Origin of the sequence: Brucella pituitosa, from assembly GCF_965577835.1 — a bacterium.
Lineage (GTDB): Bacteria > Pseudomonadota > Alphaproteobacteria > Rhizobiales > Rhizobiaceae > Brucella > Brucella pituitosa.
On record NZ_OZ264094.1, the window covers coordinates 317,622 to 334,259 of the forward strand.

Below are 16,638 nucleotides of genomic sequence, written 5' to 3' on the forward strand. Positions count from 1 at the left end.
CATGATGGGCCGCTCTGTGGCCAAATCGCGCAGCGCTCAGGCGCGCTGCCCCACATATCGTCCGACAGCAGCGGGAACGGTCAAGCCTTTCTGGGAGAGTGTGAGGTCTTCCAGCGTTTGCAAAATGACAGGATCGGCGGCAACCGCTTTGCCTGCTTTCGTATCGACATGGAGCAGCATCTGTTCGGCGCTTGCAAGTTCTGTCTCACCGCGTTTCAACGAATGGATCAGGTGAACGCGCTTTGCATCGAAAGACAGAAGCTGTGTGTCGACATGCAGATCGTCACCAACTTTGGCTTCATCGCGATGCATGATGTGGGTTTCGACGGTATAGTAACTGTGGCCACCGTTCAGATAAGCGGCATCGACACCGATTTGTGCGAGAAACTGGTCGGTGGTCTGCCCGAAAAGATCGAGATACCGATGTTCGGTCATGTGGCCATTATAGTCGATCCATTCCGGGATCACACGGACGTCGAGCAGTCGCAGCGGGCCAGAACGGGGCGTGGCCGCGCCGTCGGATGTGTCGAGCCGCGCCGTATAGTCGTTCAGGAGTGCGCCTGCTCCCCAGCCTTTGCCCTGCTGTTGCTGGGAGAGGGCGCGGATGATGGCCACCAGATTGGCGTCGCGAATGAATTCAAGATCGCGTATCGACAGTTTTTCGTTTTGCTCGTCGGACTGGCTGGCAATGCGACCTATCAGCGTGTCGTCCAGCTCCGGAACATCTGTCAGTTTCGTCCACGGCCATTGCAGTGCGGGACCAAACTGGGCTAGAAAATGCTTCATCCCTGCTGGACCACCTGCGATGCGATAGGTTTGGAACAAGCCCATCTGCGCCCAGCGCAAACCAAACGAATAGCGGATTATATTGTCGATCTGCTCGACTGTTGCGATGCCGTCTTTGACGAGCCAGAGCGCTTCGCGCCACAAGGCTTCCAGCAAGCGGTCACCGACAAAGGCATCGATTTCCTTTTCGAGAATGACAGCTTCCATGCCTGTATGGCGGTAAAGGGCGGAGGCCTTTTCGATAGCGTGACGGTCGGTCTTTTCTCCCGGTACGAGTTCCACTAAGGGAAGCAGATAGACCGGATTATAAGGGTGCGCGATAATCAACCGTTCCGGGTGCTGCAAGGGGGCTTGCAGCTTGCTTGGCAGGAAGCCGGAAGTGGATGATGCAATCAGCGCATCGCTTGAACAGGATGCCTCAATCTCCTTGAGAACCACGAGTTTCAGGTCGAGCCTTTCGGGGACACTTTCCTGAATCAGGATGGCATCACGCACGGCATCGGCCAGTGAAGGCGCGAAGGAAAGCACGCCTTCGTCTGGCAGGCGCTTTGGCGTCAGGGCAGACAGTGCGCGCCGGGCATTGTCGAGGATGTGCTCAGTTGTGGCCTGCGCTTCCGGCGACGGATCATAAACCGCAACATCGTAGCCGTTGAGCAGAAAGCGCGCGGCCCAGCCGCTGCCGATAACGCCGCTGCCAATGCAGGCAATCTTGGGAGGACGATTGTTCATGGGTATCACCAACGCTTCTTGAGCTTGAGCTTTTCGCGAACTTCGCCGGGCGTGAGTATCTTGGATCCCATATTGACCGCGATGTTTCTGGCGCGTTCCACCAGATCGCCATTGGAGGCGAGGACGCCCTTTTCGAGCCAGATATTGTCTTCAAGACCGACGCGGATATTGCCGCCAGCGAGCACCGAAAGCGCAGCATAAGGCAACTGGTTACGGCCAATGGAAAATGCCGAGAATATCCAGTTATCTGGCAGATTATGGAGGATGGACACCAGCGTCGCGAGATCATCCGGTGCGCCCCATGGAATGCCCATGCACAGTTGCACCATCACCGGGTCGTCAAGCAGGCCTTGCTGTTGCAGCCATTGGGCCAATGGCAGGTGACCCGTATCAAAAATCTCGATTTCCGGGCGCACGCCCAAGCGCTGGATCTGCCCTGCCATCTCTTTCAGCATGGCAGGGGTGTTGGTCATCACATAATCGCCTTCACCGAAATTCATGGTGCCGCAATCAAGCGTGCAGATTTCCGGCAAAAGTGCTGCAACATGCGCAAGACGCTCTGTCGCGCCCGCCATGTCGGTCTTCGACGCATCCGGCGGCAGGGGTGCCTCAGCGGAACCGAAGACCAAATCGCCACCGACGCCTGCGGTTAGGTTAAGCACGATATCCACGTCCGACGCCCGGATATGATCGACCACTTCGCGGAACAGTTCGATCTTGCGCGATGGTTCGCCCGTTTCAGGATCACGCACGTGAATATGAGCGATTGCCGCGCCTGCTCTAGCACTTTCAATCGCAGCATCGGCAATCTGCCTTGGTGTGATGGGCACCTTCTTGGAGCGATGTGTGGTGGCGCCAGCACCGGTAACGGCGGCTGTGATGAAGGTTTCGCGAGCGGGCTGCAAAGGCATGATGATTTCCCTCGATTTTTGTCGAGCTTGACAGGTCGCAGATTGCTGAGATTATCATTTTACGAAATTAGTTTGGCGAAGAGCGAAGCACGTGATCTTTGAACCATCCGATGAACAACTGTCCGTCACCCTCTTGGTTTTGCCTGATTGTTCGCTCATGTCGCTCGCAGCTACGCTCGACCCGATGCGCGGAGCCAATCGCGTAACGGGTCGCTCACTCTATACGTGGCGGGTGCTGTCTCCGGATGGAAGCGACCCCATCACATCAAGCGGCCTGAAGGTTGGTGTGAATGGAAAATTTGAAGCGACGCCGCAGGATATCCTGATTGTCGTCAGTGCATTTCATGCGCTGGAACACGCGACCCCAAAGCTTCTTGCGCAGCTGCGCCGGGCTGCCAAACAGTCTCAACTGGTGATCGGCGTCGAGGCAGGTTCTTGGGTGCTGGCAAAGGCCGGGCTGCTCAATAGTAGGAAAGCCACCACCCATTGGGAGGACCTGGAAGCCTTCTCGCAACGATTTCCCGATGTGGAAATGCAGTCGGACCGCTGGGTGCGCGACGGCGCTTTTCTGACCACGGGCGGTGCGGCTCCGGCACTCGACATGATGCTGGCGCTGATCCGCGCCCGGCATGGCTATTCCATCGCGCTCGATGTTGCGAGCCTTTATGTTTATGACGAGGTGCGGCAGGCTTCGGATGCGCAGCCACTCGTGTCGCTGGGGCGGCTTTTGAAGCGCGAGCCGCGACTGGCCGATGCCATCAAGATTATGGAGAGCCATATCGACCGGCCTATACCAGTGACGCGGATTGCCAGAAGGCTTGGGCTTTCGACGCGGAGCCTCGAAATGCTGTTTGCCAATGTGATCGGGCAATCGCCGGGCAATTATTATCTGTCGCTTCGGCTCAAGGCTGCTCGACGCCTCATCCTCGATACGCATCTTTCAATGGCGGATACGGCGGAACAGACCGGCTTTTCATCGATCAGTTCGCTTTCCCGCGCTTTCAAGCGGCATTTCGGACAGGCGCCGAGCAAGTTGCGGCAAAAATAGTTTCGCGGCTTAATAATTATTGCAAGCCGAGGCCGGACTTCACTTCAGCGAGTGCTGGCTTACCGTCTAAAGTATTGAAGCCGTCCAGCCACGCGTCGAGCTGCGCCGGGTTCTCCTTGATCCATTTCGTGACGGCATCTTTGGCTTCCATCCCGTCATTGAGGATCATGTTCATCATGGTGCTTTCCATCTCGGTCGTGAACTTCAACTTTGACAGAAAATGCGACACATTCGGGCAGTCGGCTGCATAGCCCTTGCGGGTCAGCGTCTCGACGGTTGCGGCACCGTCATTGGGGCCAAAGAGATTATCGCCGTTCTCCAGATAGGTGAGCTTGTAGCGAATGTTCATGGGATGTGGGGTCCATGCGAAGAATACCACCGGCTCATCCTTGCGCACGGCGTTTTGCACCTGTGACAACATGGCCTGTTCGCTCGATTCCGCCAGCTGGAAATCCTTGAGATCGAAATTGTTCTTCTCGATCATCGACTGGATCGTTGCATTGGCACTGCTGCCTGCTTCGATGCCGTAGATCTTCCCGCCGAGCTGGTCCTTGAATTTTGCTATGTCGGCATAGGTCTTGATGCCGAGATCCTTGCCAGTGGCGGCAAGACCGATCTTTGCATTTTCGAGATTGATACCGGCCTGCTCGATCTTCTTTCCTTCGAGATAGGGTTTGCGCGCTTCCTCCTGAAGCGGCATCCAGTTTCCAAGGAAGATATCGATCTGGCCATTTTCCAGTGACTGGAAGGTCACCGGTACTGAGAGAATTGTCGTCTGGGGCTGGTATCCAGCCTTTTCAAGCAAAAGCGATGCGAGCGCCGTGGTCGCGGTGATGTCGGTCCAGCCGACATCCGAGAATTTCGGCGCTTTACAGGATTCTGCTTCGGCTGCAAAAGCCGGAGCAACGGACAGGAGCGCGATACCCGCCACCAGCAAGTGATTGAACTTCTTCATCATCTCTCCCCTTTGTTTTTTGATGGGAACAGTATGATAGGGGAAACTGACAAAGTCACTTTACGATTCACGCATCATTATTGGCGGTTTACGAAGCTGCTGCCCGGCGCAAAGCCCGAGTGCTTGAACGAAGCGGTGCGTTCGGCGCCGCCTCACGACGGCGAGAAAACCCTGGTCAACACCCATGCCAGCATGCCAGCGACGATGAGAGGCAACATGGTGTAGAAGACGTGCGATATGCGTGAACAGGCTGATGTGTGCTGATGTGGAGAGCATCGCCCGCGTGGGTAAATCCGGGCGCGAATTTGGTGAAATCTGTGGGCCAAAGTGCTACCTATCGGACTAGTCTCAAGAGCGTCGATTTCTTGCCGAAGATCGCATCCGACGCGATAGAACCGGATGAGAGACAGACCGTGTCTGATGTGGTGCGGCAAGCTCTCTTCGCAAAACGAAGCGCAGTTTCGCGGTCGGTAAACAATCCGCCGGTCAGGCCAAGCCGGTCGCACACGAGCCATTGCCCCCACCTGTCCTGACCGATGGTAAATCTGGCTCGCTGTTCGGGGATTACAGTTTTCTGGATGCTGGTCATGATGGTTATACCTTAAGTATCGTTTCAAGGAATGTGTCAGCGGGGAACGACCGCCAGCTGCTTACGGCTATTGTCGTCGGGGTCACGCAAAGCAGCGATTGGATGCCCATCGGGATCGTGTGCAGCAATCGCACGGCGGATAGAGGCCGTGGTCTCGTCATTCGCCGTGACAAGCGGCAACCGCACATCCGGCGACAGGCCGCGCGTGTGATGCAGCGCATATTTGATAGGAACTGGGTTGGTGTCTTGCTCCAGAGCCGTCAAAAGCGGCTTGAGTGCAAAGGCGAGTGAGCGCGCGCTACAGCCATCGTTGCGCTGGCAGGCACTGTGGATAGCGACCATTTGGGCTGGTACCACGTTCGAGATCACCGATATCGTGCCGTCACCGCCTTCCAGATTGAAAGCCATGGAGGTCGTGTCATGGCCTGAAAGCTGGATAAGCCGACTTCCCATACGACGAAGGAGACGCTTGGGGCGCTCCAGATCGCCAGTGGCGTCCTTGATGCCGACGATCGCCGGGAGTTTGCAAAGCCGTTCGATGGTGTCCAGCGACAGGTCGACACCGGTTCGCGCGGGCACATTATAGAGAATGATCGGAATCTCGGTGTTGTTGGCGACCGCCTCAAAGTGGCGATAAAGCCCTTCTTGCGATGGACGATTATAATAGGGCGTCACGATAAGCGCGACATCGGCCCCGCATGCGGCGGCGGCACTGGTCAGGGCGATTGTCGAGAGCGTGTCATTCGTTCCTGTCCCGGCGATGATTGGCACGCGTCTGGCCGAAACCTCGACACAGGTTCTAATGAGACGGATTTTTTCGGCTGTGTTCAATGTCGGCGCTTCACCGGTGGTCCCACAGGGGGAGAGCGCATGGATGCCTTCTCCGATTTGCCAGTTTACGAGATCGGCAAAGGCGCGGTAATCGACTTCGCTATTGCGAAACGGCGTGACAAGTGCAGTTGTTACACCACAAAGCCTCGTTTTGAGTTCATCATAAGCCATAATCATTGGTCTCCGCGTTTCGGGTGGGTTCCCACCCTCGCTCCGGCTCAATCGAACCGGCAACGATGCGCAAAACTTACGACCAGGCGCATATAAATTCGAGACAGACACCCCGATCAAAACATTAAAAACCCATCAATGTCCTGTAGTGCTTTTATAATTTCTCTAGTTGCAAATGCTTATTATAATAGTTTAACTAGTTGATATTACTTGACAATTTCTCCAGTTGCAAATAGATAAGCCGCACCGGTAGTAGCCACCACCGAAGCGCGGCCCATTACTACAGCGCTGAGATCAAGTGGGATCACGTCAACACAATCGCTGAAAAGCGTGGCGTGATCAGTCTTTTTGCGGCCCGGCAAGACCGTGGTATCTGCCATCCGTCGACGGACGGATGGCTTTTATTGCCCGGCCGATCCTCCGTCTGAGCAGACATGATGTCCTCCATCAGGGTATTTTTTCCGTCCGTTAGCATATCGGTCTATGCCTTCGCGTGCTGGCGACTTCGATAGAACGACTGGTGCGCTACAAACTGCAGAAGCGCATTCTGTTTTTAGACGGATTGCCTCGAAACACTATGGGCAAGGTTCAAAAGAACATTCTGCGGAATCGCTACCGACAGCTATATGAATAGAAGAGATTTAATTCACTGCGCTAGCTGATTTCCAGTCAAGATTCTTGGTTCTGACCCAAAACCGTCGAACCACGGTGCCAAATGGGTAGAAAAGAAATGAACTGCAAAAATGCGCTTCGAGGTGACATTGCCGAAGGCATGATGCACTTGAGGTAGCTTCACCACGGCTCAGTGCAGAAGAGCCTGCAGGTCACGCGCACACCGTGGAGGATGCGGCAGCACCTCGATGCGTTCTGCGTCGTGCGTGAAGAAGACTACATAGCGGTGGTGGCGCGCGACGCGCAGACCCTCGCCGAGGTCGGGTCGCGCCGCAATCACGCTGAATATCAGCGCTTCGAATTCCGCGATAAAGGTCAGCGCCCGATCCGGGTTGTCGAGCGCGATGTAATCGCCGATCTCGATCAGGTCCGCCTGTGCCGCCGGACGAATGAACAAAGCCATTGTCAGGCCTTGGTGTAACGTGCGCGCAGGTCTGCAAAGACTACTTCTGCGGGGATAGCAGGGCCGCTCTCCAGCCCTGCGCGAATTGCTTCCCGCAAGGCTTCAAGATCTCGACGTTCGGTGTCATGCGCGCGCACCTCCGCAAGATCCATGAGGTCACCCCGCCAAACCGGAGCAACCCGATAACATTTGTTTTCCTCGAACGTGACAAGCCCATCGCCAGTAAGTCGCGTCAGCGCTTCGCGCAGAGGCCCCATGTCTGTGATTAAGCGCGGAAACGTGACTCACCAAAAATGTCATCTAAACCATTCAATTTAAAAAGTTTATCTGCATTCTAAGAAGGGCTTGATAAGCGCCGACTATGACCCCTCTCCGAACGGCAATATGGTATTTAAGTCAGCAGGTTAATGGCAGAATTCGTGGAGTCAGTCTTCGGCGCCTAATCACATTATATAAGTTCCACTGCCTCTCAGGGAGGAGGCTCCATTCTCGTGAACGGGCACCGAACTCATTCAAATAACACGACAGCAGCAATGCGTCTTCGCCTCAGGGACAACACACGCTCTCCAGCAGTAGTTTCACAGCCTCGCCTTATCATTGCGCCAACACGCAAGCCATGTCTCGCGCCAAACCATTTTTTGCAACAGAACCGATCCAGTCTTAATTTGCGTCCATGCACCAATACCGAAAAAATATCTGCAACAGAGCTCTGATTTCTGACGCGCGCTAATAGGATAAAAATGTGTTTTTAAATAGTTATTTAGAGCGCGGTTCTGATCCAATCAGATTGAAACACGCCCTAAAAAGGTGACGTTAAACGACTAAAACTTTGCAGTTGCGCTCATACGGAAAGTACGTCCGGGCGCAGGTGTCAAAGCTTCAGTCAGCGCATCAAGATAATAGAGATCAAAGACATTATCGATGCTTGCGTTGAGGGTCAGGCTCTCACTTACTTTATAAGAAGCAAATGCATCATAGACCTGATAAGAGCGCCAGTCGCTTTCAATTCCTGTGCCCTGCCGCTTAATGGCGCGCTCTCCGGCGAATGATACACGCCCACCAGTGGTGAGTTTCTCATCAAGAAAACGAGCTCCAAGTGTGATAGATCCGCTATAGGAGGGTGGTACATAAACGCTAAGATAATCATCCTGAGGTGTTGCTTCTACGCATGAAGCACTTTCGCCAACCTTTTCTGCAAAGCAATACTGAATATCCGTATAGCGATTGATATTTGCATCCGCGAAAAACCGTCCGGCATCATAAGATAGCGATAGTTCAAAGCCTTTATATTTCGCACCATCGATATTCGCAAAAGTTCTATAAGCGAACGGCAGGCCCGCACGGTTACCGTAAATTCTGACGATATAATCGTCATAATCATTGTCAAAGTAAGCTGCCTTGAAGCGTAGCTTATCATTGGCCGTCAGGGTGTCGTTCTTCAGATAATTGATCCCAACTTCGTAATTGGTAGATTTCTCCGGCTTCAGATAAGGATTGGGTTCAATCTGTCCCGGCATCGTAAAGACCGTCTCACGCACACTCGGTGGTCGCCAGCCTTTTGCATAGGTGGCGAATAGCTGAAGACCATCAAGCGGCTCTACGGTAATACCCAGACGCGGATTGAAGATGTTACTTTCCAGCCCGTCAGTCGGGTCCACTTCCTTGCGATCATTGGTCTGATAATCTTCATAGCGCAAACCAGCGGATAGTTTTAACCAGTCCGCAGGCTTATAATCTACATTGGTGAAGATCGAAGCAACCGAGCGATCTCCTTCAATATTCAATTGCGCACCAGGATTCTGGTTTATATTTTCATAAGAATAGGTTGCACCATACTTCACATCAAATATGCCAAACTGTGCGTCGAAATGCGATGTGTTCCAGATCTCTCCCCCCGTCGTGTCAACTTTTGAAATGCTCGGCGAGCCTGTCAGAATTTCAATCGCTGCCCATTTATCGGACACTCTCGTATGCCAAATATTGGCATGAAAATCGATAAGGTCATTGTCACCAGGATTCCATGTATATTTGGCGGTATACATGTCCGAAGTTACATGACTAAGATTTGCCTGATACGGATCCCAGCTATATTGGGAGAATGGGTTATTCATATCCCCGTATTCTTCGCCATAGGTGCTGTCGTATCGGATATATCCAAGCTCAATTGTCTGATCATAATCAAAGTTGAACTTGCCCTTGAGCAACACGGATCGTGTGTCCTGAGACGTATTATATACTTCGCCGCCGGGTTTTAAATCAGACATCGGATCCCAGAATTCAGTATTACGAAATCCAAACCGCTTCACGAGCCTTTCACCATTTTTGCCGGCAAAATAATTGCCATTGCGCCGATAGGCGAGTGCGCCCGTCAGCTCAAAATCTTCATTTCGCGCTGCGAGTGCAATACTCCCCACCCGATTGCCGCTGTCCAGCCAGTCATTGCCATCAAATCGCTGCTTAATCTCGTTGGGCGGTGCAACATAAGGTCCCGGATCGACACTATTACCCCCAAAGCCCCCTTTGATCTTCATGCCATAGGATTTACCTTCCAGCAGAATATCATCCGCATTGAGTGTGCGCATATTCACCACGCCACCCATCGCACCACTGCCAAAAGGACCACCCGACGGCCCCTTTTCAATTTCGATCCCACCGATGAATTCCGGATCAACAAAGGTTCGGCTGCTCATCCCTTTATATCCGCGATAGGTCGAGGAACTTTGCTGAGCGCCATCAACCAGCGTGGCAATGCGGTTCATGCCCTGCAAACCGCGTATATTCACATTCAGCGACTGGCCTGTGCGATTGCCAGCGGAAAATACGCCGGGCGTATTGCGGAACATGTCGCCGGGGCTGGAAGGTGGGACGCGGCCTATCTGCTCTGCACTGATGTATGCACCCGATCCTGCCGTTTCATAAGGAACATCCGCAAGTGACGCGCCACGTCCACCCGTGACCGTGATTGTATCGAGCAACAGTGATCCATTGGCACTAGCCGGAACTTCCTGAGCTGACGTGCCGCCGGAACGGCCTGCGACAGTGACGGTATTACTATTGGTAAAATGGTAAGGCAGCCCGGTATCTCTGAGCAACACTGCAAGTGCTGCTTCGCGTGTCATGGTGCCTGTCACGGGCGAACCACTGATCCCGCCGGCTGATGCATCCTGAAAGACGACCGAAATCCCGGTAATATTTGAAATATCATTGAGAGCCTGACGCACCGGCTTTGCAGATATTCTGAAATTATACGTCTGCTGTGTTGCCGTTTGTCCGAGTGCTGGCAAAACAGGGCTTGCCACTGTCCCACCCATCGCAAGGATTGTCGTTGCCATCAGCGCAACAACCCGATCGCGCGCCCGCTTACCTTTTGTCATGAAAACAAACCCTCTCATTACATGAACCGGAGAGGGAGCCATGCTTTCAATATTCTGTTCCTCTCAATCAGTTACACGTTTGGGAGCGATCAGATACTCACTAAAAACTTGACTCTTTTTTACAAGTAAGTCCAAGTAATTGTATTCATTGGAATAATTATTAATTACGGGCTAATGATCACCACTTTTCCGGTAAGCCTGCTGATCTTGAACCCTACTGTTGCCTGGAGAGATGCGAGAGCACTGTCTGAATCCTCAAGCGGAAGGTTACCACTCACCAGCTGATCGGCAAGCTCTGTGCCGATGACAACAATCCGTCCAGACCTGTAACGGCCGATCTGATTCAGAATATCGCCGAGTCGCGTCTGGTCGAATATGAGACGCCCATTCTGCCAGGCCATTACTTCATCAATAGCAACCGGATGCACGGCACCAAGGCCACCATTATCATAGCCAATGCCCTGTCCGGCTTCCAGTTCTGCGCTTTCTCCATCGGCTTCGGACGACACGATAACGTGCCCTCGGGCAAGATTGACCGCCACATCCTGCCCTCGGATTTCTACTGAGAACGCTGTGCCGGTAACACGCGTTTCACCCCGACCGGCATCGACCACAAACGGCGTCTCTGACGATTTGACATCAAAATAGGCTGCGCCGCGCAGAAGTTTTATGCCGCGCTTGTCAGTCGTCATATCGGTGGAAATAGCACTGTCTGCATCCAGCAACGCGGTAGAGCCATCTGGCAGAACGATTGTCTGGCGCTCTGCCCGCGCTGTTACGTAATCAGCTGAAAAATCTTGCAAAAAATGCGGATTCTCTAACCAGACATTAAAACCCATCAGTGCCGCAACAAGTGCACCTGCAATACCAGCGAGGGCATTTCGTGTGCGACGACGCTTGCGCACCTGACCAATCGCATCAAGATAGCCGCTTAGCTGATCTGCGTCTTCGGAGGCAATCATCGCGCTGGGACGATTGGCATCGACCCACCGCGAACCGATCCGCCGGTAAGCCTCATCATGAAGCGGGCTCTTGTTAAGCCAGGCTTCAAAGTTTTTCTGGTCCGCAGATGACGGCTCGCCGTTGATACGGGTAAACCATGCGATCGCTTCCTGATCGATCCGTCCCATATCCCGATCCGGCGATGAATGTCTATCAATGGTCATGAAGAGTGCTTCCAGCCGTAAGCCACGCATCTCTATACAATAACGCACCGGATTGCATCAATTCATGCATAAGTCTCACAGAGACTGCTCCTGAAAACCGATACAAGCGATCATGGCGCGGGCCATATGCTTTTCGACGGCACTGCGCGATATTCCGAGCACCTCTGCAATTTCTGAGTATTTGCAGCCATGAACCTTGTTCAGCAGAAAAATATGTCGCGTCCGCTCCGGCATCGCACGGATGACATCATCCAGCTGCCGGACTACATCGCGTATTTCGACAAGGTCATAAGGCGTTGGTATGGTGGCTGCACACTGCTCAGGCAGAATATTGGCGACATAGGCTGAACGGACGCGCTCCGCGCGCGCATGATCAACAATTGCATTGCTGACTGAGCGGTTGAGATAAGCCACATCACTGTCAAGACTGCCCGAGCCACGCTCCCACAGTCGCAGAAATACGTCCTGTACAATATCAGCCGCTACGGATTGTGATCCAAGGCGTCGGGCTACACGTTTCAGAAGACCCGGTCGCTCCTCGCTATACAAAACCTCAATTTCATTGCGAACAACCATCGCACCCCACCCAATTTCCGCAACGCCAATTCGAATGATTATTAATTCGATTTAGCATCGCCCATGTCGTTCAATACACCTATCCCGTTAAAGTCCTTGCGAAAGACAGGCTGTCGACAACCAAACATAAAACTTGCCTATTAATCTCATATTTAGGGAAATATCAAATTGAATTGCAAGCTTTTTACTGAAGCAACGCCGCAGATTGGGATGCTTTCCCTACCCTTATCAAAGCCTATAACTCCAATAGGCCGAGCGGCTACTTTTGGGAGATATGATAGCTGCGTGTATGGCCGAGACTCGCGCTCAGCTGTCCGACGGCTCCCAACCCTCTTTTAGGACACTTCGACTCTATTCGAACTTGCTTAGAGCCAGACGTCACAAGAATATGCGGCATTGAAGGGGAACTCATCCCGAGAATTGGAGGAATGATGCTTTTACTTGCGTCCGTATTCGTGTTTGCCGCTGCCGCATTATCATCACAGGAAATCTCAGTAGCAGGTCCCTTTGGGGAGTTAAGTGGAACATGGACGAAAGCCTCAGACGCAGCTGCTCCCATTGTTCTCATCATCCCTGGCTCGGGACCTACAGATCGAGATGGGAACAGCCCGCTGGGGATCAGCGCCGGATCGTACCGCCTTCTGGCCGAAGGGTTGGGGGCAGAAAGTATCGCAACGGTTCGGTTCGACAAACGTGGCATGTTCGGAAGCTCTAGCGCTGTTCTTGATGCTAATGCAGTAACAATCAACGATTATGTGAGCGATACTCGTGCCTGGGTGGAGGGCATTCGAAGGAAAACGAGTTCTGACTGCGTTTGGCTCCTCGGGCATAGCGAGGGCGGCCTCGTCGCATTGGCCACGGCCCAGGTCGAGCCACAAATTTGCGGACTGATACTCATCGCAACGTCAGGTCGCCCTCTCGGTGACGTTTTAAAGGAACAGCTTCGTTCCAATCCTGCCAATGCATCTATTCTTTCTTCAGCAGATACCGCAATCAATACCTTGGCTGAAGGCAAGCACGTCAATCATACCGAGTTGCCTGCGTCGTTAGCATCGCTGTTCAACCCTGCCATACAGGACTTTCTAATAAGCATATTCACAGTTGATCCGGCGGAACTCGCCAGGCATGTCGCCAAACCAATCCTGATTCTTCAAGGCGAACGTGACCTTCAGATAGGCATCCCTGATGCGATGGCATAAAGGCGGCCGCACCGTCGGCGAAACTCACGCGGCTTCCGCACACTAACCACATCCTTAAAACCGTCGTCTCGGACGACCCGGCGGCCAATATCGCCACTTATTCCAATCCAAACCTTCCCCTCGCGTTTGGCATTATCGAGGTAATCATGGATTTCCTGAGGTCGAAAGGTACGCTTCAGCCGTGACTAGAAGATAAATGGCGGCTAACAATCCGTTCGGTCGAAAAACCTGCCTCAACGGTCTTGCTCTTTTGCCAGCGTTAATAAGGAGAGCCAAGGAGATTGGAAGCGGACCTGTCAATTGGCTAATTGACAGGTATCATATGACACAGGTTCGCACGTTCCGCGAAAATGGCGCATACCCGCCTGAGGTTGACCAGAGGTCACTGATCGGCTACTTTAATGCCATGAACAGCAACCGATCGAGTATCACTTCGACGATGATGATGCCGCTCTCCATTCTGGAAGCGGGACGTTTCGGTATGTGACCTGACCACGATCAACCGACACACCAAAGCCGCTTCAATTCGAGGCGGTATTTTTTTGTCTGGAATCCGCCTCGCCCTTTATCTAGAGGAGTTTCCGACATGCCGAACGAACAGCCGCAAGACGTTCTGATCCCAAGCCGCTATCTTACTACTGCAATTCCTTACGTGAACGCTGTGCCCCATATTGGCTTTGCCCTGGAGGTGATACAGGCTGACGCACTGGCCCGCTTCTACCGTCAACAGGGCTGGCAGGTACGGCTTCAGGCTGGAACGGACGAGAACAGCATTAAGAACGTTCAAGCTGCGGAAAAGGCAGGGCTTTCAGTTGTAAATTTAGTAGAGCGCAACGCAATTCGGTTCCTTGCACTGAAGGAAAGCCTAGATCTTTCCTACGACGATTTCATTCGCACTAGCGCCGATCAACGCCACCGACCCGGCGTCGAGCGCCTTTGGAAAGCATGCTTCGAGCGTGGTGACATCTACAAGCGCGCCTATAGCGGCCTCTACTGTACGGGTTGCGAGCAGTTCTACAACGCAGAGGAGCTTGACGAAGGCAAATGTTCTGAGCACGGAACTAGGCCGGAACTGATCGAAGAAGAAAACTGGTTCTTCCGCCTCTCGCGATATGAAAGCAAATTGCGCGACCTCTATGTCAAAGGCAACACCAGGATCGTTCCCGACGCCCGGCGCAACGAAGTGCTGTCGTGGATTGAGCAGGGGCTCGAAGATTTCAGCATTTCGCGCAGTGCGACTCGTGCGCGTGGCTGGGGAATACCCGTGCCCGGGGACGGAGGAGAGCAAGTGATCTATGTCTGGTTCGACGCACTCGGCAACTATATCAGTGCATTGGGCTATGGCAGCAACGACGACACCCTGACGCGATGGTGGACGCAAGCCATCTCGCGGGAACACGTCATCGGAAAAGGCATCACTCGTTTCCACGCGATCTACTGGCCCGCTATACTACTTTCTGCCGGTTTGCCGGTGCCGACACGGATTCTTGTCCACGGCTATGTTACAGTCGAGGGACGCAAGATTGGCAAATCGGCCGGCAACGCCATTGATCCCCTGCCCTTGGCGGAAGAGTTTGGACCGGACGCGTTGCGCTACTTCCTTTTACGACACATCCGATCGACAGGCGACGGCGATTTCTCACATGCATGCTTTCGGCAGGCTTATGATTCCGAGCTTGCAGGGCAACTGGGCAACCTCGTGCATCGTGTCCTGAGCATGATCGAGCGCTATCGAGAAGGAGTTGTGCCCACGCCTTCCGAAGGCTTTGTCGAAAGCGATAGGCTGTTGCAAGCCGCCAATCTGCTCCCTGACACGGTTGCGACAAATCTGCACGTCTTTGCCTTCGACCGTGCGCTTGATGCGATCTGGTCCTTCGTGGCGGATGCCAACCGATATGTGGCAGAAGAAGCGCCCTGGGATCTGGCCAGGGTTGCAGCCTCGCCCGACAGCGAGATAGCTGCGGCGGGCGAGACCAGGTTGGACAACACGTTGTTGAGCCTGGCGGTTTCCTTGCTTGTGATCGCGAGGTGTATTGCCCCGCTGCTGCCGGGAGCAAGTAGAAAGCTGTTCGAGAAATTCGGCAATCAACACTGCGACACAAGAACATTACCGGGAACCAGGGTCGCTGCAGGTATACCCCTGTTTCCAAAGCCCTGATGCGAAGCGCGCGACTTGCCCGGTATTGTCGCTGGCAGTTCCCGACGTCATGACGGTGTTGACGAGCGACAAGCAGGTTGGAAAAATTGATCGACTCATACGCGTCAGCTTCAGTTGGATGCCAGAAGCTGACTGGACCTTCTCCACCCCTTCTCAGACATTGAATGTATGACAAGCGGAACGACCGACCGTTTTGGAAAGCGTGTGAGTACTACGCTAATGCCAGGAATGAAGACGCAATGCCGTCCGGCAGCTTCCGACCTTAAATTTAGCCTTGGTTGGCACTGATTGTAATTCTCGAAGCGGTCATGAGATGCATAGTGGTTTGGGCCGAAATCGCGTACCACATAGTTTGTAACAGTGGCGGTGGAATCCGTGCGCCATCAGCTTAGCGCGCCTGAGATGCCGGTCTGAAACCGCCCGGTTCTGGGAATTCTCACTCGGTATTTGCAATGATTACTTCGCGCTTAATGCTAAAGCTACCAACTGAATTCTTTACGTCTCACTTGAGCTTAAGGAGCTTCGTAACACACGAAGGCGAGCTTATTGCCATCTGGGTCGCGAACATATCCGCCGTAGAAGCCGTCACCATAATGTGGACGACGTCCAGGTGCACCTTCACTAGTTCCACCGTTCTTCAAAGCCAGATCATGAAGTTGGTCAATGAGCTGTGGGGTGCACAGGAATGCTGTCATCGTTCCGTTCCCTGCTTTCGCTTCATCACCATCCTGTGGATATCCTGTAAAAAAGCGGGGAAATTTCTCATCGTCAGACTTGCCCCAAGAGGCAGAGCGTTCATCACGCCAGCATGTATCGAAGCCCATTGCCGCAAAAATCGGATCATAGAATGCTAATGCGCGAGGAAGATCAGTTGTTCCGACCATCGTGTAGCCAATACCGTTCATATGAGCCTCCGTCAGCTTCAGAATGCAGATTGTAATCTGGCTCAAGCTTTCAACGCGATCAATCGCTCCTTATCAGTTTATATCAGCCTCCATTTCCCAAAGGAGGAATGAACTGAATCCACTAGTCATAGACATTTACCGCGTTGTAGGTATGGCGTCCGCTTT

Annotated in this window: 15 protein-coding genes; 4 read left to right on the forward strand and 11 right to left on the reverse strand. The window is 53.3% G+C overall.

Translation table 11 applies throughout. The annotated features are described in order from the left end of the window. Window positions 1–36: 36 nt before the first annotated feature. A complete protein-coding gene (locus ACSME1_RS20770; protein ID WP_105708427.1) occupies window positions 37–1,515 on the reverse strand; it encodes a carnitine 3-dehydrogenase in 1,479 nt (492 codons plus the stop codon). Between the two features lie 5 nt (window positions 1,516–1,520). Next, window positions 1,521–2,426, reverse strand: coding sequence for a 3-keto-5-aminohexanoate cleavage protein (locus tag ACSME1_RS20775; protein WP_105708429.1), 906 nt, complete (start codon window positions 2,424–2,426; stop codon window positions 1,521–1,523). Window positions 2,427–2,517: 91 nt separating this feature from the next. Here ACSME1_RS20775 and ACSME1_RS20780 point away from each other — a divergent pair, with 91 nt between their 5' ends. After that, window positions 2,518–3,474 carry a GlxA family transcriptional regulator gene (locus ACSME1_RS20780; RefSeq protein ID WP_105708430.1) on the forward strand — a complete coding sequence of 319 codons (957 nt, stop codon included), beginning with the start codon at window positions 2,518–2,520 and terminating at the stop codon, window positions 3,472–3,474. A 16-nt stretch (window positions 3,475–3,490) separates the two neighbouring features. On the opposite strand, the gene choX is transcribed toward ACSME1_RS20780, so the two are convergent. From choX to ACSME1_RS20820, 8 genes are all read right to left on the reverse strand, one after another. Then, window positions 3,491–4,429, reverse strand: coding sequence for a choline ABC transporter substrate-binding protein (gene choX / locus ACSME1_RS20785; protein WP_105708432.1), 939 nt, complete (start codon window positions 4,427–4,429; stop codon window positions 3,491–3,493). A gap of 334 nt (window positions 4,430–4,763) precedes the next feature. After that, a complete protein-coding gene (locus ACSME1_RS20790; protein ID WP_105708436.1) occupies window positions 4,764–5,018 on the reverse strand; it encodes a hypothetical protein in 255 nt (84 codons plus the stop codon). 36 nt (window positions 5,019–5,054) lie between these two features. Next, window positions 5,055–6,020 (reverse strand): 4-hydroxy-tetrahydrodipicolinate synthase, encoded by a 966-nt coding sequence (gene dapA / locus ACSME1_RS20795; protein ID WP_105708437.1) that lies wholly within the window; start codon window positions 6,018–6,020, stop codon window positions 5,055–5,057. An 802-nt stretch (window positions 6,021–6,822) separates the two neighbouring features. Further along, complete coding sequence (locus ACSME1_RS20800) at window positions 6,823–7,095, reverse strand: type II toxin-antitoxin system RelE/ParE family toxin (RefSeq protein WP_105708439.1); 273 nt, start codon at window positions 7,093–7,095, stop codon at window positions 6,823–6,825. Between the two features lie 2 nt (window positions 7,096–7,097). Next, entirely contained in the window at window positions 7,098–7,352 is a 255-nt protein-coding gene (locus tag ACSME1_RS20805; RefSeq protein WP_210202202.1) for a hypothetical protein, read from the reverse strand. A 564-nt stretch (window positions 7,353–7,916) separates the two neighbouring features. After that, window positions 7,917–10,469, reverse strand: a complete 2,553-nt coding sequence (locus tag ACSME1_RS20810) for a TonB-dependent receptor (RefSeq protein WP_181153705.1) — start codon at window positions 10,467–10,469, stop codon at window positions 7,917–7,919. 164 nt (window positions 10,470–10,633) lie between these two features. After that, on the reverse strand, window positions 10,634–11,635 hold the full coding sequence (locus ACSME1_RS20815; protein ID WP_181153706.1) for a FecR domain-containing protein: 1,002 nt from the start codon (window positions 11,633–11,635) through the stop codon (window positions 10,634–10,636). A 75-nt stretch (window positions 11,636–11,710) separates the two neighbouring features. Beyond that, window positions 11,711–12,211, reverse strand: a complete 501-nt coding sequence (locus ACSME1_RS20820) for an RNA polymerase sigma factor (RefSeq protein ID WP_105708446.1) — start codon at window positions 12,209–12,211, stop codon at window positions 11,711–11,713. A 428-nt stretch (window positions 12,212–12,639) separates the two neighbouring features. On the opposite strand from ACSME1_RS20820, the gene ACSME1_RS20825 reads away from it, so the two are divergent. The 3 genes from ACSME1_RS20825 (at window position 12,640) to metG (ending at window position 15,568) form a co-directional block, all read left to right on the forward strand. After that, window positions 12,640–13,410, forward strand: a complete 771-nt coding sequence (locus ACSME1_RS20825) for an alpha/beta fold hydrolase (protein ID WP_210202203.1) — start codon at window positions 12,640–12,642, stop codon at window positions 13,408–13,410. A gap of 322 nt (window positions 13,411–13,732) precedes the next feature. Continuing rightward, window positions 13,733–13,897 carry a hypothetical protein gene (locus tag ACSME1_RS20830; protein ID WP_181153707.1) on the forward strand — a complete coding sequence of 55 codons (165 nt, stop codon included), beginning with the start codon at window positions 13,733–13,735 and terminating at the stop codon, window positions 13,895–13,897. Window positions 13,898–13,996: 99 nt separating this feature from the next. Further along, window positions 13,997–15,568 carry a methionine--tRNA ligase gene (gene metG, locus ACSME1_RS20835; protein WP_435655725.1) on the forward strand — a complete coding sequence of 524 codons (1,572 nt, stop codon included), beginning with the start codon at window positions 13,997–13,999 and terminating at the stop codon, window positions 15,566–15,568. Window positions 15,569–16,080: 512 nt separating this feature from the next. Here the strand turns inward: metG and ACSME1_RS20840 are convergent. Next, window positions 16,081–16,473 carry a VOC family protein gene (locus ACSME1_RS20840; protein ID WP_105708448.1) on the reverse strand — a complete coding sequence of 131 codons (393 nt, stop codon included), beginning with the start codon at window positions 16,471–16,473 and terminating at the stop codon, window positions 16,081–16,083. Window positions 16,474–16,638: the final 165 nt, after the last annotated feature.

Bases quoted from the DNA above. Each gene is read 5' to 3' on its own strand.
- ACSME1_RS20825 (WP_210202203.1), top strand. From the start codon at position 12,640: ATGATGCTTTTACTTGCGTCCGTATTCGTGTTTGCCGCTGCCGCATTA.
- ACSME1_RS20820 (WP_105708446.1), bottom strand. From the start codon at position 12,211: ATGGTTGTTCGCAATGAAATTGAGGTTTTGTATAGCGAGGAGCGACCG.
- ACSME1_RS20840 (WP_105708448.1), bottom strand. From the start codon at position 16,473: ATGAACGGTATTGGCTACACGATGGTCGGAACAACTGATCTTCCTCGC.
- ACSME1_RS20815 (WP_181153706.1), bottom strand. From the start codon at position 11,635: ATGACCATTGATAGACATTCATCGCCGGATCGGGATATGGGACGGATC.
- metG (WP_435655725.1), top strand. From the start codon at position 13,997: ATGCCGAACGAACAGCCGCAAGACGTTCTGATCCCAAGCCGCTATCTT.
- ACSME1_RS20770 (WP_105708427.1), bottom strand. From the start codon at position 1,515: ATGAACAATCGTCCTCCCAAGATTGCCTGCATTGGCAGCGGCGTTATC.
- ACSME1_RS20810 (WP_181153705.1), bottom strand. From the start codon at position 10,469: ATGACAAAAGGTAAGCGGGCGCGCGATCGGGTTGTTGCGCTGATGGCA.
- dapA (WP_105708437.1), bottom strand. From the start codon at position 6,020: ATGGCTTATGATGAACTCAAAACGAGGCTTTGTGGTGTAACAACTGCA.
- ACSME1_RS20800 (WP_105708439.1), bottom strand. From the start codon at position 7,095: ATGGCTTTGTTCATTCGTCCGGCGGCACAGGCGGACCTGATCGAGATC.
- ACSME1_RS20775 (WP_105708429.1), bottom strand. From the start codon at position 2,426: ATGCCTTTGCAGCCCGCTCGCGAAACCTTCATCACAGCCGCCGTTACC.
- choX (WP_105708432.1), bottom strand. From the start codon at position 4,429: ATGAAGAAGTTCAATCACTTGCTGGTGGCGGGTATCGCGCTCCTGTCC.
- ACSME1_RS20790 (WP_105708436.1), bottom strand. From the start codon at position 5,018: ATGACCAGCATCCAGAAAACTGTAATCCCCGAACAGCGAGCCAGATTT.
- ACSME1_RS20805 (WP_210202202.1), bottom strand. From the start codon at position 7,352: ATGGGGCCTCTGCGCGAAGCGCTGACGCGACTTACTGGCGATGGGCTT.
- ACSME1_RS20830 (WP_181153707.1), top strand. From the start codon at position 13,733: ATGACACAGGTTCGCACGTTCCGCGAAAATGGCGCATACCCGCCTGAG.